Here is a 15,793-nt window from a genome sequence, read left to right as displayed (position 1 = left end):
GGGTTACACCTCCACCGGAGAGACATCGACCGAGACGGTAATTGTGCTCTCCTTGGCGTCGGTATAGATGATGCCGCGCAGCGGCGGCACGTCGGCGTAGTCGCGGCCCCACGCGACGGTGACGTAGCGCTCGTCGCCGAATTGATCGTTGGTGGGGTCGAAGTCGATCCAGTGACCGGTCCGGTCCAGCTCGTCGCCGCCGGGCACCCACACGGCCGACCAGGCGTGCGTGGCGTCGGCACCGACCATGCGTTCCTTGCCGGGCGGCGGGTCGGTGGCCAGGTATCCCGATACGTAGCGGCCCGCCAAACCGTGTGATCGCAAGCAGGCCACGCCGATTCGTGCGAAGTCCTGGCAGACGCCGGCCCTGGCGGCGAACACGTCGGCGACCTTGGTGGAGACGGTGGTCGAGCCGGACTTGTAGGTGAAGTCGGTGTGGATGCGACTGTTGAGCTCGGCCACCGCCTCCAGCAGCGGGCGGCCGGGGGTCAGCGATTCGGCCGCGTACGCCCGCACCTCGGGGGTGATCTCGGGCGGCTGCAGATCGAGGGTGAATTCCACCGCGAGCGGGCCCGTCGCGCCGGTCGGGCGGGCCTGCTCCCACGGCCGCGCCGCCGGGCCGTCCGGCGCGCGATCGGGGCGCTCGACCTCGACCAGGGATTCGCCGGTGACCACCAGGGTCCGGTGTTCGGCGGTCACGTGGAAGTAGGACGTGGTGTTGCCGTACACATCCGGGCCGACCGACTGGTCCGAGGGCACCGGATCGATCGAGATGTCGTGCGAAAGCAGCCGCTGCCCGGGGAATTCGCGCGGCGTCAGGTAGGCGCGCCCGTAGGAGCTGGTGACCTCGTCGGAGTAGCAGTAGGTGGTGCGGTGCGCCACGCGATACCGCCGGGCCGAACCGTTGCGGCCGGTCATCCGACCACCCGGGTGCTACCCCACAGCGGCTGAAAGCCTGCGGGCAGCGACAGTTTCGACGTCTCGAACGATTCGGCCAGCTTGCGCAGCCGCAGATGCACACCCTCCAGCAGCTCGAGCAGCTCGGTGCGCATGCCGTCGTCGTCGGTGACGTCGAGATCGTCCGGGTCGACGCGGCGCAGCATCCGCTGGGCGTCGGCCAGCAAGCGTTGCGACCGCGACGATCCCGACGCACCGGGCAACGCCTGCAGGTCGGCGTCGAGCCGATCCAGCTGATATGCCAGCGAACGCGGATTGGCGGTATCGAAGAGCAGCAGCCCGGCGACCGCGGAGATGCGCACCGAATCCCCGTGCCGCCGACGGTAACTCACCTGCGACTCGGTGGCCCGCAGCACCGACTCGGTGACCACCCGCTCGGCCTCGTCCGGATAGGTCTGGGTCAGCGCCGCCGACATCAGCGCGGTCAGTGCCAGCCCGCGCTCGATCCGCTTGCCGATATCCATGACGTACCAACCGGAGTCGCGCACCAGCGATTCGGCGCCGATGCCGGACAGCGACAGCAGCGCCGCCAAGGTCAGCGAATGCACCGCCGACAACGCGGTCTCCTGATCCCCGTCGGCGCCACGGTATTCGGCGAGCGCCCGATCCACGGCGCTCAGAATCATCCAGGTATCGGCGGACAGCTGATCGCGTACGGCGCGGGCGGCGTTCTCGTATCGATCGATCGCGAACGCCAGCGACCCGGGCAGGTCGCGGTCGATCGTCAACGCCGCCAAGTATTCATAGCCCTCGCGGGACGCCCCGGCCACCGCGGGCGTCCACACCGGCACGGGGGCCGTGCCTCCTTGTTCCTCGGCGGCACTCGCGGCGGCGACGATCGCCCGCTGCAGCAGCCCTGGTCGTATGGTCACGTTCATTTCCTCGGCAATACCCGAGTCCGTGCCGTCGACACCTTCCGTCGCGGATTCCGATTGCCCGGCCGAACCGGATTCGGCCCCAACCGAAGTCGGGGGACGGCCCATCGACTGCGACTGCCTTTGGCTCCCCTGTGACTGCGACTGCGACGCACTCGCTGCCGTCGACTGGTGCGCAGCTGACCGAGACTGTGAACTCGCCGAGTCCAGTGCCGAATCTTGCTCTGCCGCATCACTATCGGCGTCGTCGCCGGGGGCGACACCGGATACCACAGCTGCCGGGGCGATCGTCGCGGTGGCGCGAGCCAGCGCCGCCATCAAGACCGGCACGGCCTCGGCACCCTCCAGCCACGGCCGGTAGCGGTAGTCCTGATACCGGGCGTGCGTGGCGATGAGCAGCCGGGCGGCGGACTCCGCCCGCTCGCTGTAGCGGCCCATCCAGAACAGATCGTTGAGCACGCGCGGCGAACTGACCGCCATCACCGCCGGCGCGGCCCGCCGCTCGCGCTCCTCGTGCGGCGCCTCGGTGCCGACCGCTGGCACCGCCGTCGGTGCCGCCCTGACCCAAATGTCCTTGGCGGCAACCTTGATCACCACGCGCTCGGGCAACATGCGCTGATGCAACTGGCCGAGACCGCCCGCCATCGCGGTGTACCCACTGCGCCGGGCCATCGAGAACAGCCGCATGCCGACCGGTGCGGGCGCCAACCCGCCGTAGCCTTCGACGGCGGGCGCCACCGAGAACTGCGTGGGTTCCTGGCCGACCCATTGCCATCCGGTGTCCTCGATCTTGGCCCGCAGATCGGCCCGCTGCCGGATCGACAATTCGGGGCCGAAGACGGTGGCGCCGTCGACCGCGGACCGAATGATCAACCGGTGCAGGTTCTTTGTCAGGTGCGCGCGCTCTTTCTCCTCGCCGCCCCAATAGGTCGGCGCGCTCTCCAACATCAGGTCCTCGCCGAGCAGCGCGCGGGACAGCCGCGGCAGGAACCCGGTGAGTGCCGGATTCTCCAGCAGCCCGCTGCCCAGCGTGTTCACCACGGTGACCGCGCCCCTGCGCAACACCTCGACCAGCCCGACCACGCCGAGCCGCGAATCCGGCCGCAGGTCCAGCGGATCGGAGAACTCGGCGTCCACCCGGCGCAGCACCACATCGACCCGGCGCAGCGTGCCGAGCGAGCGCATCCACAGCGCGGCATCGCGCACCACCAGATCTGCGCTCTCCACCAGCGGGAAGCCCAGCATCGACGCGAGATTGGCCTGATCGAATGCGGTCTCGGAGTACACGCCGGGACTCAGCACCACCACGAACGGATCGTCGGACTCCCCCTCCTGCGCCGACTCGATCAGCATCAACCGCATCGCCCTGGCGAACGGGGTGAGCGGGCGCGGATTGGAATGCTCGAACGCCTCCGGGATCGCCGTGGACACCACCCGCCGGTCGGCCAGCGCGTACCCCGCGCCGGACGGGGCCTGCGCCCAGTCGGCGGTCACCCGGAACTGGCCGTCGCTCCAGCGGCTGATATCGCAGCCGTGCAGGAACAGCTGATGCCGACCGGGCACCGTAATGCCATGTGCGGCACGGACATAGCCGCGATAGCCGAAAATCACCTCGGGTGGCAGCAGCCCGCTGGTGAGCGTGCGACGCGGGCCGTAGACGTCGGTGAGCACCTCGTCGAGCACCCGCGAGCGCTGCACCAGCCCCGCCTCCAGCCGGGTCCAGTCGTCCGCGGAGATCAGCAGCGGGATCGGATCGAGCCGCCACGGCGTGGTCACCGCCTGCTCGCCCGCCCCGGTGACCTCGGTGTAGGTGATGCCGTCGTCCTCGATCAGCCTGCGCACCCGGCTGTCGAGCCTGCCGAGTCCGGTGGTGCCGAGTTCGACGAAATCGGCGGACAGTTCCGACCACATCCGGCGCACCTTGCCGTCACCGTCGACCAGTTCGTCGTAGTAGCCCTCGGTCGGCCTGCCGCATTCGTCGAAGGGCGCGCTCTCGACGCCGCCGGTCCGGTAGCGCGCGAATTGCTCGGCCACCTGCTCGCGCACGGTGGCGCCCGCAGTGGTCTCCCGCAGCGCATCTTCGCGCATCGTCACCGCGCCGACCTCACTTCCCCTGCCAGACGTGCCTAACGGTCGCTGACCAATCCCCAGACGGTCCGCGCCCGGCGCAGATCGAGGATGCCCGCGACACCGGCGTCCATGGATTGTGCTGCTATTTTCGCACGTAACTCGCCGGGGTCGACCCGATCGGTGGTGTGTCCGGCCGCCTCGAAGCGCCGGTTGCGACGCGATTGCGCGGCCACCGCGTTGACCGGAGGTTCGTCGTAGGCCATGCCGCCCGGGTGCGCCACGTGGTAGGTGCAGCCGCCGCGGGACAGCCCGGTATCGGCGTCGATCAGGTCGAACACCAGCGGCACGTCGACGGTGATCGACGGGTGCAGCGAGTTCGGCGGCTGCCACGCCCGGTAGCGCACGCCCGCGACCTGCACGTCGCCCTTGCCGGTGGCCAGCAGCGGGACGGGCATGCCGTTGCAGGTCAGCACGTGGCGGCCGCGGTCGGCGCCGACCACCCGCACCTGCAGGCGTTCCACCGAGGAGTCGACATAGCGCGCGGTGCCCGCCGCGGTGGTCTGCTCGCCGAGGGTGTGCCACGGTTCGATGGCGCCGCGCAATTCGAGCTCGACGTCGCCGAGCAGCACCGTGCCGATGCGCGGGAAGCGGAACTCGGCGAACGGCTCCAGCCAGCTCGCGTCGAAATCGATGCCGTGCGCACGCAAATCGGCGGCGACCTCGGCGATATCGGCGAGCACGAAGTGCGGCAGCAGATATCGGCCGTGCAGGTTCGCGCCGTGCCGAATCAGCGGCGCCCGCAACGGTTCCGACCAGAAGCGGGCCACCAGGCCGCGCACCAGCAGCGACTGCACCATCGCCATCTGGAAGTGCGGCGGCATCTCGAAGCCGCGCATCTCCACCAATCCGAGCCTGCCCCTGGCGGTTTCGGGGCTGTAGAGCTTGTCGATGCAGAACTCGGCACGGTGGGTGTTGCCGGTCAGATCGGTGAGCAGATGCCGCAGCGCACGATCGACGTGCCACGGCGCCGAATGGCTCGCCGAATCCGCCACCTGCGCAAGCCGACTCGACTTTGCGAGCCTGGCGATCTCGGCGAACGCGATCTCCAGCTCGTAGAGGGTCTCTTCGCGTCCCTCGTCCACCCGCGGCGCCTGCGACGTCGGCCCGACGAAACGACCGGCGAACAGATAGGACAACGACGGATGCCGCTGCCAGTAGGTCAGCATGGACACCAGCAGGTCGGGGCGGCGCAGCATCGGTGAGCGCGCGGGGGTGGCGCCACCGAGGGTGATGTGGTTACCGCCGCCCGTGCCGCTGTGCGTGCCGTCGACATCGAACGATTCGGTGCTCAACCGGGCCAGCCGCGCCTGCTCGTACAGGGTGGACAGCAGCGCGGACTGCTCGGCGAACGAAATGGTCGGCTGCACGTTCACCTCGATCACGCCGGGATCCGGTGTCACCGAGAAGGTCCGCAGCCGGGCGTCGGCGGGCGGGGCGTAGCCCTCCAGCACCACGGGCCGGTCGACCGCCACCGCAGCGGCCTCGATCCGGCGGACCAGGTCGAGGAAGTCGTCGAGTTCCTCGACGGGCGGCAGGAATACGTGCAGCCGACCGTTGCGTACCTCGCCTACCAGCGCGGTCGTCGGTTCCCAGTCGGCGGGTCGCACCACGGCGGGTGGCTCGGCGCGGTCAACGGTCAACGGCTCGGCGAACAGTGGATCGCGGTCCGGGCGCTGGGTCGGCGTGTGCCAGGAGACCGAGTCGAGTGGTAGCCGCAGCCCGGCCGGAGAATCGCCCTCCGTCAACACGATTCGACCAGCGGGCTGGTCGGTGGAGACGCCGCGCCGCAGCCGCCAGTCCGCGCTCGCCCAGCCGGTGCCGTCGTCGCGGCGATACAGCGAGAGCACGTAGGCCGTCGGTTCGCTGACCTCGGTGTCCAGCCGGGTCAGCAGTTCCTTGCGAGCCTGCGCCGAGTCCAGATCCGGGTCGAGATCATCGACCGGGTCGACCGGATCCCCCTCGGGGGCACGGACTTTCCCGGCCAGCCGGAGCAGCGGATCCTCGTACGCCGGGCGGACCTGGCCCGGCGGCAGGCCGAGGCTCGCTGCCACGTGCCCGATCAGGGCACGCGCGGCGTCGGGTTCGACTGGTGCGTGTGTGCGTTGCGCGGCAGCCGATTCGGTGTCCTCCGATAGCTGCGGACCACTATCTGTGCGCACACCGGCCTGCCCAGCAGACTCGGGTGATCGCGTAGCCTGCGTCGCCTCGGTGCTCGCTGCGGTCGAAGCCATTGTGGTACTGGACTTTTCGCTGGAAATCGGTTGACCTGCCCGCACGAATTCGGAGGATTTGCGGTGCTGCCCGAACGGCGTCCACGGGTCGGCGAGCAGATCTTGCCGGGTCCACGCCGGCTCACCATCGTCGCGCCACGCGACCGCGATCTCCCAGCGCGGCAACGGCTCTCCCGGATACCACTTGCCCTGCCGATACTGCACCAACCCGGTCGGCGCGTAGATCCGCCGCAACCGATCGGCGAGATCGACCGCGCGTTCACGCTTGTGCGTGCCATCGGCCTCGGTGGTCCATTCCGGACCGGTCTGGTCGTCGATGGAGACGAACGTCGGTTCGCCGCCGACGGTCAAACCCACGTCTTCGGCGGCCATCCGCGCGTCGACCGCGGCACCGGACGCGGCGATCCGCGCCCACTGAGATCCGGTGTAGGGCAAGGTAACCCGAGGATCCTCGTGGAACCGCCGGACGGTATTGGCGAACTCCATGGTGGCGACGGCCGGCTCGGTCGCGCCGGTGATCGGCGCGGAGGACACCGGATGCGGCGTCGCCGCCAACGGGATGTGCCCCTCCCCCGCGAACAGACCCGACGTGGGATCGAGCCCGACCCAGCCCGCGCCGGGCAGAAACACCTCGGTCCAGGCGTGCAGGTCGGTGAAGTCGGCGGGCGGACCCGACGGCCCGTCCAGCGACGGCACATCCTGGGCCAGCTGCACCAGATACCCCGACACGAACCGTGCGGCCAGCCCGAGCTCGCGCAGGATGGACACCAGCAGCCAGGCCGAGTCCCGGCACGATCCGAGCGCGCCGCGCAGCGTGTGATCGGGCGTCTGCACACCGGCCTCCAGCCGGATCGTGTAGCCGACGTCGTGCCGCAGCGCCTGGTTCAGGTCGACCAGGAAGTCGATGGTGCGCGGCCGATCCGCCACGTCGTGCGCGCGTACCCAATCCTTGACCAGCGCACCGGGTCCGGACCCAGGCCCCGACTCGTCCACCGGCCGCAGGTACGGCTCCAGATCCGCGAGCAGTTCCGCGCTGTACTCGAACGGATAGTGCTCGGCGTAGTCCTCGATGAAGAAGTCGAACGGATTGACCACCTCGAGGTCCGCGATCAACCCGATGGTGATCGACAACTCCGGTGTGGGCTCCGGAAACACCAGTCGCGCAAGGAAATTGCCGAACGCGTCCTGCTGCCAGTTACAGAAGTGCGCGGCGGGCGTCACCCGCATCGAGTAGGCATCGATGGTGGTGCGCGAATGCGGCGCCGGGCGCAGGCGCACCACGTGCGGATGTACCTGCACCGGCCGGTCGAAGGTGTATATGGTCCGGTGTTCGAGCGACACCTTGATACCCATGCAGCAAGTTCACCACATGGCGGACGCGGTGTCGGACACAATCGCGCAGCGTTCACGGCGACGCCGAACTGCGCAAACGACGGCCGCGGTCCGACACACGTCACCAACATCCCCCAGCGTGCGGCCCGGGAGTGGTAGACCGAAGATAACGAACCGATCTCGTCTGGAGGTCATATGCGCGCGCCGGATTGTTCGTCCTGCGAATCCGCCGTCGACCACTGCCACGGCACCCTGATCGTCCATCCGAACAGGCTCACCGAATGCACCGAGGGCGACTGCGTGGATCTCGACTACGTCAGGCACACCTTCGTCGTGGACTGCGCCGACGTGGCCGGTGGCTGCGCCTGCGTCGAGCCCGAGACGGCCCGTCGCCGGGCCTGACCGGTCGCGTACGTACCCTGTCCGGGTGAGCTATGACCACATCTTGCTGCCGTCCGGTGTCGCGTCATCGATCTCCGAGGTCGACGCTTACCTCAACACTCAGCAGGGACTCCCGCAGGCGGGCCTGGTCGCACAGATCGCGGCCGAGCTGAACAAGGCCAACTCGGAAGTTCCGGAGGACGACAGCTTCCTCAGCGTGCACCCGGTCGGCGGCGTCCCGACCGGCGCCGCACTGCAGGTGCCGAGCCCGTACGACGCGATCGGCTTCGTCCGGCAGCTGCTGTTCGCGATCGCGACGCCGCTGGACTACGCGATCTACGATCCGCAGCTGGCCTGGCTGATCGACCCGGCCGGGCACGTGCCCGCCACGGTCACCCACGGCGGCGCGGGCGAGTTCCCCTACCTCACCAAAACCCTTGCCGATCAGTGGGTTTCCGAGCTGGCCCCGCCGAACCCGTACCTGGTGGTGGAACGCGACGAGCAGGTCTACATGCAGACCTACCGGGAAAAGACCGGCGCGTTCACCCTCGAGTACCGAGATGGCGCCCCGGACAAGCACTTCGGCACCACGGTGCTGGACGCGCCGACGGTGTCCGCGCTCATCTGGGACTGGGCCACCGACGACCGCACCCGGATGCAGAACCTGCCGTGGTCGCGGGTGGAACTCTGACTCACTGGTTCTGCACGGCCAGGCGGCCGGCCAGCGCGATGAACGAGACGCCGAATACCCGGCGCATCCAGGTCACCACGGCGGGCCGGGAAATAACGTGGTTGCGCACCGCGGCCGCGCATACGCCGTAGACCGCGAACACCACGAACGTGGCGGCCATGAAGATCCCGCTCAGTTCGAGCATGCGCGCCAACGCGTTCGGTGACCCGTTCGGCACGAACTGCGGCAGGAACGCGAAGAAGAAGATGGTCAGCTTCGGATTGAGGATGTTCAGCAGCACCGCCGAGGTGATCACCTTGCGCGCCGACTGGGTGACCTGCGCGCTGTCCTCCGGCACGGTGAGCGCGCCCTTGTCCCGGAACGTGCTCCACGCCATGTAGATCAGGTACGCGACACCGAGGTACTTCAACGTCTGGAATGCGACCGCGCTCGCGTTGAGCAGCGCGGCCAGGCCGGTGATCGCCGCGACCATGTGCGGAATGATGCCGAGGGTGCAGCCGAACGCCGCGATCACGCTGGCCTTCGTTCCCCTGGAAAGTCCAGCCGCCAGAGTGAACAGCGCGCCCGTGCCCGGAGTGGCGACGATGACGAGCGTGGTCAGCATGAATTCGATGCTCATCCCCGTGACAGTAACCCGTCAGCGGGACCCCGCAAACCCCATTAATTCGGGGCTGGACCTGCGCCGAAAGTTAGAGCGCGCGCCGTCCGGACAGTGCGCGGCCCAACGTGAGTTCGTCCGCGAATTCCAGATCGCCGCCCATCGGCAGGCCCGACGCCAGCCGGGTCACGCTCAGACCGGGGAAGTCGCGCAGCATCCGCACCAGGTAGGTGGCGGTCGCCTCGCCCTCGGTGTTCGGGTCGGTCGCGATGATCACCTCGGTGACATCGATGCCGTCCTCTTGATTGCCGATGCGCGCCAGCAACTCCCGGATCCGCAGCTGGTCCGGCCCGATCCCGCTCAGCGGGTCGAGCGCGCCGCCGAGCACGTGGTATCGACCACGGAACTCGCGGGTGCGCTCGATCGCCTGCACGTCCTTCGGCTCCTCGACCACGCAGATCATGGTGCGATCGCGGCGCGCGTCGGCGCAGATGCGGCACTTCTCGCCGTCGGACACCGTGCCGCAGACAACGCAGAACTGCACACCGTCGCGCACCTTCTGCAGGGCGGCCTGCAGCCGGTCGATTTCCGGCGGCTCCACCTGGAGCAGATGAAAGGCGATGCGCTGCGCGCTCTTCGGACCGACGCCGGGCAGCTTGCCCAGCTCATCGATCAGATCCTGAACCGGACCCTCGTACAACGGCTATGTCCTCGTGGCTATCAGAAGTCCGGCAGCCCGGGCAGCGAGCCGCCGCCGAGCCCACCCGAGAGCGGGCCGAGCCGCTCGGCCGCCAGCTGCTGCGCGTTGGCCATCGCGTCGTTGACCGCGCCGATCACCAAGTCCTGCAGCGTCTCCACGTCCTCCGGGTCGACCGCCCTGGGATCGATGGTGAGCGCGACGACCTCGCCGGACGCCTTGATGGTGACCTTGACCAGCCCGCCGCCGGCCTGGCCGTCCACCTCGGCCGCGGAGATCTCGGCCTGGGCTTCCATCACCGCCTGTTGCATCTGCTGCGCTTGGGCGAGTAGCTGCTGCATGTCGAACTGACCACCGGGCTGCACGGCATATTCCTCTCTGGGGAAAGACTCGTTCACCAGCCTAGTCCCTGATCCGGGGACGACGCCGCGCCGCCTCGACCGAGCGCTGAGTCCGCGCGTCCGAAATCTGTTCGGCGATATAGCTCCCGACCGGTCGTTATGTCTTCGAGGCATGACCGGTAACAGGTTGAGCACGTCCGGCTTCAGTACAACAAGATCGCCTTACCATCGGGAGACAGGTCGGGAGTTCTGGAGTTACCGATATGAGCACGATGAGGGCGCGTTTTCGGAGCACTGCGGTGCTTTCACTGGGGGTTCCCGGCATTTTCCTCGGCATCGCCGCGCCGGCGGCGACCGCCGATTCCGGTGTCGTCGAGGCGGCCGCCGACTATGGCGGAGGTTGTGTCCTCTACCCGGACAATCCCGCGGCCACGATCGACTCGCTGCGCTTTCGCTGTGGACCCGAACAGCAGGACGCCATCTTCCGGGACGCGGACCGCGGCGACGTGCCGATGGGCGTGAAGAACGGCTGGGTGACCAGGCCGCCGGCGATTCAGGGCATCGCGCCCGCATTCTGGATCGGCAAGACCTTCTATACCGGCCCGGACGGCGGCACGCTGACCAACCGGGTGACCGGCGCGGGCTACGAGGCCTGGCCCGCCTACGTGTACACGGCGCCCGCGATGCTCGACGGCAAGCCGACCTGGGCACTGAACTACGACCCGTCCCCCACACCGCAGGTCTACGACGAGATCCGGGAGGTCACCCCCGGCGTCTGGTTCGGCTACTCCTGGTGGCGCGGCTTCTTCCAGAACACCCTCCTGCTCACCTTCGTGTTGACCTAGGGAGCGCATGCGCGAGGGCGCATTTCGGGGGAAGTTGACTCTCCCGTCGCTGGAGGGTGTTCGCTGAAGGCATGACAGCGACCGTCTCCATCGGGGAGTTCGCCAGGCTGACGTACCTGACCGTGAAGACGCTCCGGTACTACCACGACATCGAGCTGCTCGAACCAGTCGAGATCGATACGGGGTCCGGCTATCGGCGCTACTCGACCGACCAAGTGGCACAGGCCCATCTGATTCGGCGCCTGCGCCAGCTCGACATGCCGTTGCCCGAGATCAAGGCGGTGCTGGCCGCCCCGGACGACGACATTCGCAACGCGGCCCTGCGTGCGCATCTGGAGCGGATGGAGGCCGAGCTGGCCAGAACCCGCTCGGTGGTGGCGTCGCTGCGGTCGCTGCTCACCCCGACCGCGCCGATCACCGTCGAATACCGCTCGATCCCCGCCTTTTCCGCGCTGGCGCTCACCGAGGTGGTCAGCAGGGACGACATCGGCCCGTGGTGTGCGGCCGCATACCCGCTGCTGCATCAGACGCTGGCCGCGGCGGGCATCGAGCCTGACGGCATCGACGGCGCCACCTACTCGATGGAGTTCTTCGAGAACGACATCGGCGAGGTGGTGGCCTACGTCCCGATCCCGGCCGCCGCCCGGATCGAAGCGGCCGACCGGGTCGCGGTCATCGAGCTGCCCGCGCGCCGATTCGCCATCGCACTGCACGAGGGAGATTTCGAGGACTTCGACCGGACCTACGGCGCACTGGGCAGTTATGTCGCCGAATACGACACCGCATTGGCCGAACCCGTCCGGGAGCGCTATCTGCTCAGCCCCGACGACACCGACGACCCGAACAGCTACCGAACCGAAGTCTGCTGGCCGATCGGCCTGCTCTGAGAAGTGGAGAACCCCATGACACTGTCACTCGCACACATCACCATCGACAGCAACGACGCCGCCGCCCTGGCCGGATTCTGGTCCGAGCTGCTCGATCAGCCGGTCGACGAGGGCGCGTCCGCGCAATTCGCCACCGTCGGCCGCGCGGCCGGGCAGTCACCGGTGCTGATGTTCATCCAGGTGCCCGACAAGACGCCGGGCAAGAACGTGATCCACCTCGACCTGCACGCCGAGGACTGGCATCAGCACATCGAGCGCGCGGTCAGCTTGGGCGCCAAGCGGATCGGCGACTTCGACGAGTACGGCGCGCAGTGGACAACGCTGGCCGACCCGGAGGGCAACCTCTTCGACATCGGCGCGGCGTAACTACCGACTGGAAAGCGCAGCCCGACACCCGGACTGCGCTTTTCGGCATTGCTTGCGGTCAGGCGAGTTCGCGCTGCAGGTTGCCGAGCACCTCGGCCTGAATCTTCTTCAGGCCGAGCGGCGCGAAGATGCCCTCGAAGATGCCCGCCACGCCGCCCGCACCCTGCCAGGTGGTGCGCAGGGTGACCTGCGCGCCCGCGCCGTCCGGCGTCACGGTCCAGGTGTTGACCATGGTGGAGTTCGAATCGCGCTCGGTGACAATCGAATCCGACACGGTCACGACCGCGTGCACGTTGCGCGAGCGCTTCTCGGTGGCCTGCAGCGTCCACTCGGCCACGGTGCCCGCGCCCTTGCCGCCCTCGACGACCTTGTAGTCGTGGTAGTGCGACGACAGAATGCGCGGCCGCACCGTCTCGTAGTCCGCGATGGCCGCGAGGGTGCGCTGCGGGTCCGCCGCAACGGTGATCGAACTGCTGGCGCTGACCTGTCCCACAATGAGCTCCTTGTCCGGGTACGGTATGTCGACCGGTCTCCATCCTGCCCTGTAGCGGCCAGCACACCGCATGCCGGTCGAATCGTGTGGCGAACTTCTCCGAGCCGGTCGGTATTCCGGTTCGCAACATATGCGTGACATTTCTCCCGAGACCCTGCCCTCGCGGTGGTCTCACACTGAGGTGCGTACTAGCGTCGAGGGGTGGCAGTGAGTCTGTTGGGGAAGGCCGGACACGCTCCGGCCGCGCACGAATCCGGGTTTGCCGCGCATCGGGCTGGAGTGGATCGACTCCTGGCGAGTTATCGCGCGATTCCCCGGGACGCGAACGTGCGGCTGGCGAAGAAGACCTCGAACTTGTTCCGGGCCAGGGCGAAAAACCCCGCGCCCGGCCTTGACGTATCCGGGCTGGCCCAGGTGATCACGGTGGACCCGGTGGCGAAAACCGCCGACGTGGCCGGGATGACCACCTACGAGAACCTGGTCGCCGCGACCCTGCCCTACGGCCTCGCGCCGTTCGTGGTGCCGCAACTCAAGACGATCACCCTCGGCGGCGCGGTGACCGGCCTCGGCATCGAGTCGACCTCGTTCCGCAACGGCCTGCCGCACGAGTCGGTGCTGGAGATGGACATCCTGACCGGGTCGGGCGAGATCATCACCGCCACCCCGGACAACGAGCACGCCGACCTGTTCCGCGGCTTCCCCAACTCCTACGGCACCCTCGGCTATTCGGTCCGGCTGAAGATCGAACTGGAGACCGTGCAGCCGTACGTGGCGCTGCGCCACCTGCGCTTCCACGACCTGCGTGAGCTGGAGCGGACCCTGGCCACCATCGTCGACGAGCAGACCTACGACGGCGAGCGGGTCGACTACCTCGACGGCGTGGTGTTCACCGCCGACGAGAGCTACCTGACCCTCGGCCGCCAGACCGACGAGCCGGGCCCGGTCAGCGACTACACCGACATGGACATCTTCTACCGGTCCATCCAGCACGACGACGTAGTGCCCAAACGCGACCGCCTGACCATCCACGATTACCTGTGGCGCTGGGACACCGACTGGTTCTGGTGCTCGCGCGCGTTCGGCACCCAGAACCCGAAGATCCGCCGGTTCTGGCCGAAGCGGTACCGGCGCAGCAGCTTCTACTGGAAGCTCATCGCCCTCGATCACAAATACAACATCGCCGACAAGCTGGAGGCCCGGCAGGGCAACCCGCCGCGCGAGCGGGTGGTGCAGGATATCGAGGTGCCGGTGGACCGCACCGCCGACTTCGTCGAATGGTTCCTGCGCGAGATTCCGATCGAGCCGATCTGGCTGTGCCCGCTGCGGCTGCGCGAGACCGGCGCGCCCGCGACGACCGAGCGCACCTGGCCGCTGTACCCCCTCGAGCCGAACCGGACGTACGTCAACGTCGGGTTCTGGTCCGCCGTCCCCACCGTGCCCGGACAGCAGGAAGGAGCGGCCAACCGTGCGATCGAACGCACCGTGACCGACTTCGATGGACATAAGTCGCTGTACTCCGATTCCTACTACGACAAAGATGAGTTCGCGGCGCTGTACGGCGGCAATACCTACACCGAATTGAAGAAACGCTACGACCCAGACCAGCGGCTGCTGGATTTGTATTCGAAGGCGGTGCAACGCAAATGACGACATTCAAGGACCGTTCCGACGTCTTAGGTGACCTAGGAGCCAAACTCAGCATTGCCGAGATCTTCGAGACGCTGATCGACGGCGAGGTACCGATCCGGCTGACCGCCTACGACGGCAGCGCGACCGGTCCCGAGGACTCGAAGTACGCGCTGGACATCAAGACGCCACGCGGCATCAACTACCTGGCGACCGCGCCCGGCGATCTCGGCATGGCCCGCGCCTACATCTCCGGCGACATGACCGCCGACGGGGTGCATCCCGGCGATCCCTACGACATTCTCGCGGCGATGGACGGGCTGAAGTTCCACCGCCCGTCCGCGCTCGCGCTGGTCACCATCGCCCGCTCGCTGGGCTGGGAGCGGCTCAAGCCGATCGCGCCGCCGCCGCAGGAGACGCTGCCGCGCTGGCGCCGGATCGCGCTGGAAGGCCTGCGGCACTCCAAGACTCGCGACGCCGAGGCGATCCATCACCACTACGACGTCTCGAACAAGTTCTACGAGTACGTGCTCGGCCCGTCGATGACCTACACCTGTGCGTGTTACGGCGCCGAGGACTGGACGCTGGAACAGGCGCAGGAGAACAAGTACCGCCTCGTCTTCGAGAAGCTGCGGCTGAAGGAAGGCGACCGGCTGCTCGACATCGGTTGTGGCTGGGGCGGCATGGTCCGCTACGCGGCCAAGCGCGGCGTCAAGGTGATCGGCGCGACGTTGTCCGCCGAGCAGGCCGAGTGGGCGCAGCAGAAGATCGCCGAGCAGGGCCTGTCCGAGCTCGCCGAGGTGCGTCACTCCGATTACCGCGACATCGCGGAGGGCGAGTTCGACGCGGTGTCCTCGATCGGGCTGACCGAACACATCGGTGTGCACAACTATCCGTACTACTTCGAGTACATGAAGACCAAGCTGCGCGACGGCGGCCTGTTCCTCAATCACAGCATCACTCGGCCGGACAACACCAGGACCACCAAGGCCGGCGACTTCATCGACCGGTACGTGTTCCCGGACGGCGAGCTGATCGGCTCCGGCCGGATCATCTCCGAGATCCAGAACACCGGTCTCGAGGTGCTGCACGAGGAGAACCTGCGCGAGCACTACGCGCTGACCCTGCACGAATGGTGCAAGAACCTGGTCGAGAACTGGGACGCGTGCGTCGCGGAGGTCGGCGAGGGCACCGCGAAGGTGTGGGGCCTGTACATGGCGGGTTGCCGACTCGGCTTCCAGCGCAACGTGGTTCAGCTGCACCAGGTGCTCGGCGTGAAACTACCGGCCGACGGCGACTGGACAGTCCCGCTGCGCCCGTGGTGGCAGCCGTAGCTTTCGCAG

14 protein-coding genes are annotated in these 15,793 nt (G+C 68.0%); 7 read left to right on the top strand and 7 right to left on the bottom strand.

Annotated elements, in window-relative coordinates:
- Window positions 1–3: 3 nt before the first annotated feature.
- Genes ACFWF1_RS04600 through ACFWF1_RS04590 form a run of 3 tightly spaced genes read right to left on the bottom strand, consistent with a single transcriptional unit; the run spans window position 4 to window position 7,546 of the window.
- Complete coding sequence (locus ACFWF1_RS04600; RefSeq protein WP_379281849.1) at window positions 4–918, bottom strand: transglutaminase N-terminal domain-containing protein; 915 nt, start codon at window positions 916–918, stop codon at window positions 4–6.
- Window positions 915–3,920, bottom strand: coding sequence for a circularly permuted type 2 ATP-grasp protein (locus tag ACFWF1_RS04595; RefSeq protein ID WP_379282311.1), 3,006 nt, complete (start codon window positions 3,918–3,920; stop codon window positions 915–917). The genes ACFWF1_RS04600 and ACFWF1_RS04595 overlap by 4 nt, the downstream gene beginning before the upstream one ends.
- A 38-nt stretch (window positions 3,921–3,958) precedes the next feature.
- Window positions 3,959–7,546, bottom strand: coding sequence for a DUF2126 domain-containing protein (locus ACFWF1_RS04590; RefSeq protein ID WP_379322155.1), 3,588 nt, complete (start codon window positions 7,544–7,546; stop codon window positions 3,959–3,961).
- Window positions 7,547–7,720: 174 nt separating this feature from the next.
- On the opposite strand from ACFWF1_RS04590, the gene ACFWF1_RS04585 reads away from it, so the two are divergent.
- Both ACFWF1_RS04585 and ACFWF1_RS04580 read left to right on the top strand, forming a co-directional pair.
- Window positions 7,721–7,927, top strand: a complete 207-nt coding sequence (locus tag ACFWF1_RS04585) for a hypothetical protein (RefSeq protein WP_379281848.1) — start codon at window positions 7,721–7,723, stop codon at window positions 7,925–7,927.
- Window positions 7,928–7,952: 25 nt separating this feature from the next.
- Window positions 7,953–8,597 (top strand): hypothetical protein, encoded by a 645-nt coding sequence (locus tag ACFWF1_RS04580; protein ID WP_357379881.1) that lies wholly within the window; start codon window positions 7,953–7,955, stop codon window positions 8,595–8,597.
- Between the two features lies 1 nt (window position 8,598).
- Here the strand turns inward: ACFWF1_RS04580 and ACFWF1_RS04575 are convergent, their stop codons facing one another.
- The 3 genes from ACFWF1_RS04575 to ACFWF1_RS04565 all read right to left on the bottom strand — a co-directional run bounded on the left by ACFWF1_RS04575 (window position 8,599) and on the right by ACFWF1_RS04565 (window position 10,257).
- Complete coding sequence (locus ACFWF1_RS04575; protein WP_379281847.1) at window positions 8,599–9,216, bottom strand: LysE family translocator; 618 nt, start codon at window positions 9,214–9,216, stop codon at window positions 8,599–8,601.
- A gap of 70 nt (window positions 9,217–9,286) precedes the next feature.
- Window positions 9,287–9,895, bottom strand: coding sequence for a recombination mediator RecR (recR, locus tag ACFWF1_RS04570; RefSeq protein ID WP_357379883.1), 609 nt, complete (start codon window positions 9,893–9,895; stop codon window positions 9,287–9,289).
- Window positions 9,896–9,915: 20 nt separating this feature from the next.
- Window positions 9,916–10,257, bottom strand: coding sequence for a YbaB/EbfC family nucleoid-associated protein (locus ACFWF1_RS04565; RefSeq protein ID WP_379282310.1), 342 nt, complete (start codon window positions 10,255–10,257; stop codon window positions 9,916–9,918).
- A 275-nt stretch (window positions 10,258–10,532) separates the two neighbouring features.
- Here ACFWF1_RS04565 and ACFWF1_RS04560 point away from each other — a divergent pair, with 275 nt between their 5' ends.
- From ACFWF1_RS04560 to ACFWF1_RS04550, 3 genes are all read left to right on the top strand, one after another.
- Window positions 10,533–11,078 (top strand): hypothetical protein, encoded by a 546-nt coding sequence (locus tag ACFWF1_RS04560; RefSeq protein WP_379281846.1) that lies wholly within the window; start codon window positions 10,533–10,535, stop codon window positions 11,076–11,078.
- Window positions 11,079–11,149: 71 nt separating this feature from the next.
- Complete coding sequence (locus ACFWF1_RS04555; protein ID WP_379281845.1) at window positions 11,150–11,965, top strand: MerR family transcriptional regulator; 816 nt, start codon at window positions 11,150–11,152, stop codon at window positions 11,963–11,965.
- Between the two features lie 15 nt (window positions 11,966–11,980).
- Window positions 11,981–12,331, top strand: coding sequence for a VOC family protein (locus ACFWF1_RS04550; protein WP_379281844.1), 351 nt, complete (start codon window positions 11,981–11,983; stop codon window positions 12,329–12,331).
- Window positions 12,332–12,389: 58 nt separating this feature from the next.
- Here ACFWF1_RS04550 and ACFWF1_RS04545 read toward each other — a convergent pair whose 3' ends face one another.
- Entirely contained in the window at window positions 12,390–12,824 is a 435-nt protein-coding gene (locus tag ACFWF1_RS04545) for an SRPBCC family protein (protein ID WP_379281843.1), read from the bottom strand.
- A 207-nt stretch (window positions 12,825–13,031) separates the two neighbouring features.
- On the opposite strand from ACFWF1_RS04545, the gene ACFWF1_RS04540 reads away from it, so the two are divergent.
- Together ACFWF1_RS04540 and ACFWF1_RS04535 are read left to right on the top strand one after the other, a co-directional pair.
- Window positions 13,032–14,471, top strand: a complete 1,440-nt coding sequence (locus ACFWF1_RS04540) for an FAD-binding oxidoreductase (protein ID WP_379282309.1) — start codon at window positions 13,032–13,034, stop codon at window positions 14,469–14,471.
- Window positions 14,468–15,784: a class I SAM-dependent methyltransferase gene (locus ACFWF1_RS04535; RefSeq protein WP_379281842.1), complete on the top strand. Its 1,317-nt coding sequence runs from the start codon at window positions 14,468–14,470 to the stop codon at window positions 15,782–15,784. The genes ACFWF1_RS04540 and ACFWF1_RS04535 overlap by 4 nt, the downstream gene beginning before the upstream one ends.
- Window positions 15,785–15,793: the final 9 nt, after the last annotated feature.

The organism is Nocardia sp. NPDC060255, from assembly GCF_042727395.1.
Lineage (GTDB): Bacteria > Actinomycetota > Actinomycetes > Mycobacteriales > Mycobacteriaceae > Nocardia.
The sequence above is the reverse complement of the archived record's forward strand: the minus strand, read 5'-3'. Positions and strand labels throughout refer to the sequence as shown.